Origin of the sequence: Burkholderia sp. BCC1998, assembly GCF_905339875.1 — a bacterium.
Classification (GTDB): Bacteria; Pseudomonadota; Gammaproteobacteria; order Burkholderiales; family Burkholderiaceae; genus Burkholderia.
The window spans coordinates 57,168-63,735 of sequence record NZ_CAJPHE010000033.1 but is presented as its reverse complement, the minus strand read 5'-3'; the positions used below and the strand labels follow the sequence as shown (position 1 = coordinate 63,735).

The 6,568-nt window shown below is 64.8% G+C and carries 9 protein-coding genes; 5 read left to right on the top strand and 4 right to left on the bottom strand.

The window, feature by feature from the left end; all coding sequences use genetic code 11:
• Positions 1-218: 218 nt before the first annotated feature.
• Positions 219-707 (bottom strand): aminoacyl-tRNA deacylase, encoded by a 489-nt coding sequence (locus U5A56_RS34520; RefSeq protein WP_044848239.1) that lies wholly within the window; start codon positions 705-707, stop codon positions 219-221.
• A gap of 452 nt (positions 708-1,159) precedes the next feature.
• On the opposite strand from U5A56_RS34520, the gene U5A56_RS34515 reads away from it, so the two are divergent.
• Entirely contained in the window at positions 1,160-1,447 is a 288-nt protein-coding gene (locus U5A56_RS34515; protein ID WP_124485447.1) for a YciI-like protein, read from the top strand.
• 17 nt (positions 1,448-1,464) lie between these two features.
• On the opposite strand, the gene corA is transcribed toward U5A56_RS34515, so the two are convergent.
• Complete coding sequence (gene corA, locus U5A56_RS34510) at positions 1,465-2,442, bottom strand: magnesium/cobalt transporter CorA (protein WP_044848267.1); 978 nt, start codon at positions 2,440-2,442, stop codon at positions 1,465-1,467.
• A gap of 179 nt (positions 2,443-2,621) precedes the next feature.
• On the opposite strand from corA, the gene cydX reads away from it, so the two are divergent.
• The 3 genes from cydX to U5A56_RS34495 are packed head-to-tail and all read left to right on the top strand — an operon-like array spanning position 2,622 to position 3,564.
• Positions 2,622-2,768, top strand: a complete 147-nt coding sequence (gene cydX, locus U5A56_RS34505) for a cytochrome bd-I oxidase subunit CydX (RefSeq protein WP_044848241.1) — start codon at positions 2,622-2,624, stop codon at positions 2,766-2,768.
• Positions 2,765-3,382, top strand: a complete 618-nt coding sequence (locus U5A56_RS34500) for an AAA family ATPase (protein ID WP_044848242.1) — start codon at positions 2,765-2,767, stop codon at positions 3,380-3,382. Before cydX ends, U5A56_RS34500 begins: the two co-directional genes overlap by 4 nt.
• Positions 3,383-3,417: 35 nt before the next feature.
• Positions 3,418-3,564, top strand: coding sequence for a hypothetical protein (locus tag U5A56_RS34495; RefSeq protein WP_321927020.1), 147 nt, complete (start codon positions 3,418-3,420; stop codon positions 3,562-3,564).
• A gap of 9 nt (positions 3,565-3,573) precedes the next feature.
• On the opposite strand, the gene U5A56_RS34490 is transcribed toward U5A56_RS34495, so the two are convergent.
• Together U5A56_RS34490 and U5A56_RS34485 are read right to left on the bottom strand one after the other, a co-directional pair.
• A complete protein-coding gene (locus U5A56_RS34490) occupies positions 3,574-4,674 on the bottom strand; it encodes a saccharopine dehydrogenase family protein (RefSeq protein ID WP_040144221.1) in 1,101 nt (366 codons plus the stop codon).
• A 451-nt stretch (positions 4,675-5,125) separates the two neighbouring features.
• Positions 5,126-5,590 carry an Lrp/AsnC family transcriptional regulator gene (locus tag U5A56_RS34485; RefSeq protein ID WP_006481526.1) on the bottom strand — a complete coding sequence of 155 codons (465 nt, stop codon included), beginning with the start codon at positions 5,588-5,590 and terminating at the stop codon, positions 5,126-5,128.
• Between the two features lie 323 nt (positions 5,591-5,913).
• On the opposite strand from U5A56_RS34485, the gene U5A56_RS34480 reads away from it, so the two are divergent.
• Complete coding sequence (locus U5A56_RS34480; RefSeq protein WP_321927016.1) at positions 5,914-6,459, top strand: Spy/CpxP family protein refolding chaperone; 546 nt, start codon at positions 5,914-5,916, stop codon at positions 6,457-6,459.
• Positions 6,460-6,568: the final 109 nt, after the last annotated feature.

The window sequence follows — 6,568 nt, the reverse complement described above, 5'->3', positions numbered from 1 at the left end:
CTATCGATAATTGAGATTATGTCAAATCATAAATTTATCCGAAAACACCCCTGAAATCCCTGCCAGACACCGCCCGAATCCTTCCTCACCAGTCACGCGCAGCCACAGTTCTTGCAGCGTGAACCCCGCCTCAGCAAAAAACTGCGGCACGCAATGCCCCCGACGGTCGCCCGCCAGACGCCGTCTCCAACCACCGCAAACCGCCCGCAACAGGACGATCAGGACAACCACATACCCTGCATCTTGTGCGAGAAATGCGCGCGCTCGGCCGTCTCCATCAGCGACAGGAATTCATCCTGCATCATATGGATCAGCGCTTCGTGGTCGCCGGCCTCGAAATACACTTCCGGCTGCTGCGCGAGATGTTCCTCGAGGAACGTCTTCATCCCGTACGCCATGCACACCGGCGGCAACGCGCCCAGGTCGCAATCCTTGAAGAGTTCGCGCAGTTCGATTTCCCTGGCGAGCACGAGATGGCGGCCGGTCTTGACCCAGAGGTCCGACAGCCGCACCGCGTGCGACGTCGGCAACACGGCGGCGACGTAGCCTTCGTCGTCCTCGAGCAGCACGGTTTTCGCGAGGCGATCGCCGGGGATATGCGCGGCGGCGGCCGTCTCCATGCTGGTATGGCTATACGGGTGGTACACGACTTCGTACCGCGATGACTTCTGGCGCAGGCAATCCTGCAGGGTGGCTGATACAGGCATGGCACACCTCTCTGGACGAATCGGACGAACGAAGTTCGCTCCGGGTTTGTTCAGCATAGGTCGCATTGCGGCCAATGGAAACGCCCTCGCACGGCGCCCGCACCGACGCTCGCCCCGGCTTCGGCCCCTTTTTCCGGCGCGCGCAATCCGGGCCCGGAATCCGCATGGAACATGTCTGCCTGCCCCCGCCTTTCCTGAAGACACAACGAGACGCAACGGGCGGTAACGGTTCCCGTACGAGGACCCCACCACATGTGACGGCGGATCTGCGCCAGACCGTTAGTTGCAATTTAAGGAAGAACGTCGAGACCTGAAGACCGTCGTCATCGGCCGCCGGGGATCGGCCGGCCACGCACCACGAGGCCGCCGCAAACCGCGCCGACAAAGACCGAACCTCGCCCTATACTGAGCCAACACCCGCCATCCCGCGGCGGCCGATTCCGGGAGCGACCATGCATTACCAGCTGATCTACGAACTCGTCGACGATTACCTGTCCCGGCGCGAACAGTACCGCGCCGAGCACCTCGCACTCGCGCGGGCGGCAACCGAACGCGGCGAACTCGTGCTCGCCGGCGCGTTGCAGGATCCGGCCGACCAGGCCGTGCTCGTGTTCGAAGGCGATTCGCCGGAAGCCGCCGAATCGTTCGCGCGCGCCGATCCCTACGTGCAGAACGGCCTCGTCAAGTCCTGGCGCGTGCGTCCGTGGCGCGTCGTGGTCGGCAAGCACGCCCCGCGCTGACGGTGCACGGGGCCCGGCTACAGCCACCCCGCCCGCTTGAAGCGCCACCACAACGCGAGATCGGCTACGACCATCACGCCGATGCAGCCGTAGAAGCCGTACTTGAGGTGCAGTTCGGGCATGTTCGCGAAGTTCATCCCGTAGATGCCGGCGATCATCGTCGGTATCGCGAACAGCGCGGCGAACGAGCCGAGCCGCTTGGTCACCTCGTTCTCCGCAAGCGAGATCATCCCGAGATTGACCTGGATCGCGGTCACGACCATCTCGCGCCGCCCTTCGATCGTCTTCACGATCCGCTGCAGGTGGTCGTACACGTCGCGGAAGTAATGCTCCATCCCGCTGCAGACCTGCGGAATGCGTCCGCCGGTGAGCTTCGCGAGCGGCTCGATCAGCGGCGCCGTGTGCTGGTGCAGCATCACGAGCCGGCGTTTCAGCGAATAGAGATCCTCGATGATCGCGCGCGACGACGCGGGCGTGGCCTTGGTGAAGATGCGGTCCTCGAGTTCCTCGAGCTCGTTGCCGAGCGTCTCGAGGATCGGGAAATAGCGGTCGACGACCTGATCCATCAACGCATAGAACACGAATGCCGACCCTTCCTGCAGCAGATGCGGCTCGCGCTCGCAGCGCTTGCGCACCGCGCGGAAGTCCTGTTCGGTATGGTTGCGGATCGACAGCACGTAGTTCGGGCCGACGAACACGTTCAGCTCGCCGACATTGAATTCTCCGTCGTGGTCGAGCTCGACCGTGTGCAGCACCGCGAACAGCGAATCGCCGTACTCCTCGATCTTCGGCCGCTGATGCCCCTTGCGGGCATCCTCGAGCGCGAGCTCGTGCAGCCCGAATTCCTCGCCCATCAGGTCGATCTCGTCCGGCGTCGGATCCTTCAGAGCGACCCATACGAAACACTCGGGTTTCGACACGTATTCGCTGATGGCGTCGATATCGATATCGGCCAGCTTGCGGCCGTCCTGGTATGCAGCACAGTTGATGAGCATGATGTCCGTCATGTTGCCGTTATCGCACCAGTTTACCGGGTTGCCGCACGGGCGGCCCGGCTTGCGCGGCACGCCGATATTGGTCATGATCGGATTGCGTGCGCCGCGGCTCGCGCACGGCATCGCTTCGACAAGTGCACGGCACGGCCGTGCCGCCCAACCTTCAAGGAGACAGACCCATGTGGTATTTCTCGTGGATACTCGGCATCGGCGTGGCGCTCGGCTTCGGCATCATCAACGCGATGTGGCTTGAAGCGGAAGTGTTCTCGCGCGACGGCAAGCGCACCGCCGCACCGCGCACGGATTCGGGGAGCCGGTATTCGTGACGCACCTGGTGTTCTTCTGCGGTCATGCCGGCACCGGCAAGACCACGCTCGCGAAGCGGCTGATCGGGCCGCTGATGCGCGCGACCGGCGAAGCCTTCTGCCTACTCGACAAAGACACGCTCTACGGCCGCTACAGCTCGGCCGCGATGGGCGCCCTCACCTCCGATCCGAACGACCGCGACAGCCCGCTCTACCTGAAGCATCTGCGCGATCCCGAATACCAGGGCCTGCTCGACACGGCCCGCGAGAACCTCGCGCTCGGCATCGGCGCGCTCGTGGTCGGCCCGCTGTCGCGCGAAGTGCGTGACCGGCGCATCCTCGACCGCACGTGGCTCGGCATCGGGCCGGACGTCGCGCTGACGGTCGTGTGGGTCCATACCTCAGAAGACGTCGCGCACCAGCGGATCGTCGCGCGCGGCAATCCGAACGACGCGTACAAGCTCGCGCACTGGGACGAATACCGGCAACGCCGCTTCGTGCCGACCGGCCACGAATGCGACGGCATCGTGATGTTCGACAACACCGCACCGTCCGACGCGGACATCGATGCGCTGCTGTACCGCATCGTGCCGCCCCCGCCGGCGGCAACGATCGTCCCGCCGCTGCCCGCCTGAGCGGCGCGCACCGCCCTGCTCCTCGTCGCTTCACCATGTCGCGTGAAGGCATCGCGACGCAACGTGTCGATTCGGCCGACGCCAATGCGATCCGTGAAGCCGTGACGGGCTTCGACGCGCTCGTCAAAAAAAACGCCGGAAGCGCTGTTGCGCTCCCGGCGTCGCACGGCCCTCGTGCCTGAGACCGATCGTCAGGCGACTTCGTGCACGCGCTCCATCGTGCCGCCTTCGTACAGCTTGCCGAAGCGGTTCGCGAGGAACGCCTTCAGCGACACCTTTTCCTGCGGGATGAAACCGCTTTGCGGCAGCTTCTTTTCGCGGAACAGATCCAGCACCGCGCACATCGCGCCGGCCGTCGTGATCTGGATGGCGCTCATGTGCATCCCACACACGTCCTTCGCGAAGATCTTGCGGGTGAACACGTCCTGCACGAGCTGGCCGTCCTTCACGCCCGTCACCGTGACGAACACGAGCACGACGTCCTGCTTCGTCGACGGCACCGCGCGGCGCATGATCGACTTCAGCGTGTCGCGGTCGCTCGACAGGCGCAGGTCTTCGAGCAGGAATTGCACGAGTTCGCGGTGGCCCGGATAGCGCACCGACTTGTAGTCGAGCGTCTCGACCTTGCCCGACAGCGTTTCGCACAGCGTGCCCAGACCGCCCGACGTGTTGAACGCTTCGTATTCGGTGCCGTCGAGCGAGAAATGTTCGAGGCCTTCGAGCGGCTGCACCCACTGCTTGCGGCCGTCGCGGATCGCTTCGCACGGCTGGCAGTATTCGTTGATCAGGCCGTCGACGCTCCACGTCAGGTTGTACTTCAGCGCGTTGGTCGGATACTCGGGCAGCGCGCCGACGCGCATCTTCACGTCGCGCACTTCGCTGAAGCCGTTCACGAGCTCGTGCGCGGCGATGCCGATGAAGCCCGGTGCGAGGCCGCACTGCGGCATGAACGCGCGGTCCGAACCGTCGGCCAGTTCGCGGATCGCGTGGGTCGCGCGCACGTCTTCGGTCAGGTCGAAGTAATGGACGCCTGCCGCCTTGGCCGCCGCGGCGACGTTGACCGCCAGGTAGTACGGCAGCGCGTTGACGAGCGCATCGAAGCCCTTCACGGCTTCACGGATCGCATTGGCGTCGGCCGAATCGACACGTTGCGTCGCGATGCCTTCACGCGACAGCTTGGCGAGCGCATCAGCGTCACGGTCGAACGCGACGACTTCGTAGTCGCCCGTTTCACGCAGCATGTGAGCAATGGTGTGGCCGATCAGACCTGCGCCGACGATGGCGATTTTCATGCGCTTATCTCCTGATGATGGGTTTGGTGTTGGTGTACGGCGTCGAGCCATGAACACAGTTTAGGGACGTGCAAAATCAGTTCCAAGACGAAGAATGATGCGAAACGACCGATACTTTCGACGAAATGACTACGCATTTCGTCACAACGACCAAATCATCTAAAAAACGCGTATACGGTGTGCGTCAGACGGGCCGCGATCAACGCGTGTGGATGCGTGTGGCCGGACAGGAAGGCACACGCAAGGCGGGACATGGCAGGCAAATGAATCGTTGCGCGCGCCCGGGCACGCATTCGACACAACGACGCTCGCGTGCGGACGCACGAGGCAACGCCCCGCGGCGTGCGCGGGCGGCGGGCATCAAGGCATCAAGGGGAAGGGAAAGGAGGAAAAGCCTGCGCGACGAATCGAATCGCGCCGCGGCGTCACATGCGACACCGCATGCGACGCGTCATCCGCCGATCGTGCCGCGATCGATCTTGCGCGACAGAATGATCGACGTCGTCGTGCGTTCGACGCCTTCGAGCGTGCCGATCTGGTCGAGCAGGTCGTTGAGCCGTTCCGGCGAATCGGCACGCAACCACGCGACATAGTCGTATTCGCCACTCACCGCGCACAACAGCTGCACCTCGGGCATCCGGTCGAGCTTGCGCAGCACGTCCTTGCCGAACTTCGGCGTGAGAATGATGCCGACGTATGCGTAAATGCTCGCGTCGAGCACGTCCTGACCGAGCCGCACGCTGTAACCGGCGATCACGTTGGTACGCTCGAGCCGCGCGATGCGCGCGACGACCGTCGTGCGGGCAACGTCGAGCTGTCGCGCGAGATCGGCGACGCTTGCGCGCGCATCCGCTTGCAGCAGCGCGACGAGTTGCCGGTCGAGGTCGTCGAGTTGGTCGAGGCGAGGAGGACGCATGAGGCTGGGCCGGCGTGCAACGCGCCGGCGAAATGGAACGTGACGCGATGATAGCGCCGAACGCCGGTGCGCCCAAACGGGATCTCACGCGTTCGCATCGCCCCGCCTCGTTCGCGCGCGGCGCCCGACGCGCCGATCGAACACCCTCGATCGTCGGCCTTCGCCATGCCCCTTTCAATTTCGATTCGTATCGGATGTAAGCAAGTGTCGCTTTCGCTGCTGCACTGCACTCAACGTGCTACTAATAAGGTGCGACGCGAGATGCGCGCTCGCGGCACTGGCCGCCGCGCCCGCTCGCACGACACCACCCCGGAGAGCCAACCATGAAGAAGATCTCGCTCACCCTCGCTACGCTCGCCGTTGCAGCCAGCGCATTCGCGCAAACCCCGCCGCAACCGCAGACGCCCGCTCCGGCAACGGCAACGGCAGCGTCGGCCCCGAGCGCCGAGCAGCGTGCGGCGCGCCACGAAGCGCGCATCGAGCAGCGCATCAAGTACCTGCACGACCAGTTGAAGATCACGTCGGCGCAGGAACCGCAATGGAAGACGTTCGCCGACACGATGCGCGAGAACGGCGACACGATGGGCCGCCTCTATCGCGCCCGGATGGAAAGCCATGACGTGTCCGCGGTCGACGACATGAAGCAGTACGCGGAACTCGCGCAGGCGAACGCGGACGGCGCGAAAAAGCTCGCCGACGCATTCGCGCCGCTCTACGAGCACTTCCCGGCCGACCAGAAGGCGCTCGCCGACACGACGTTCCGCAGCTGGCTGCACCACGGCGGCGAACACCGCGGCAAGGGCAAGGCCGCGAGCAAGGAAGGCAAGGCAGCAGCCGCGCCGGCCGCCAGCGCGCCCGCGCAACCCTGACGTCCGCCCCGTCGGCGCCGCACTGCCCGTGCGGGCCGAACGGCGTCGCGCATCCCGCGGGAATCCGGCGTGTCACACGGCGCGCCGGATTCGGGATAAGCTCCCGGCT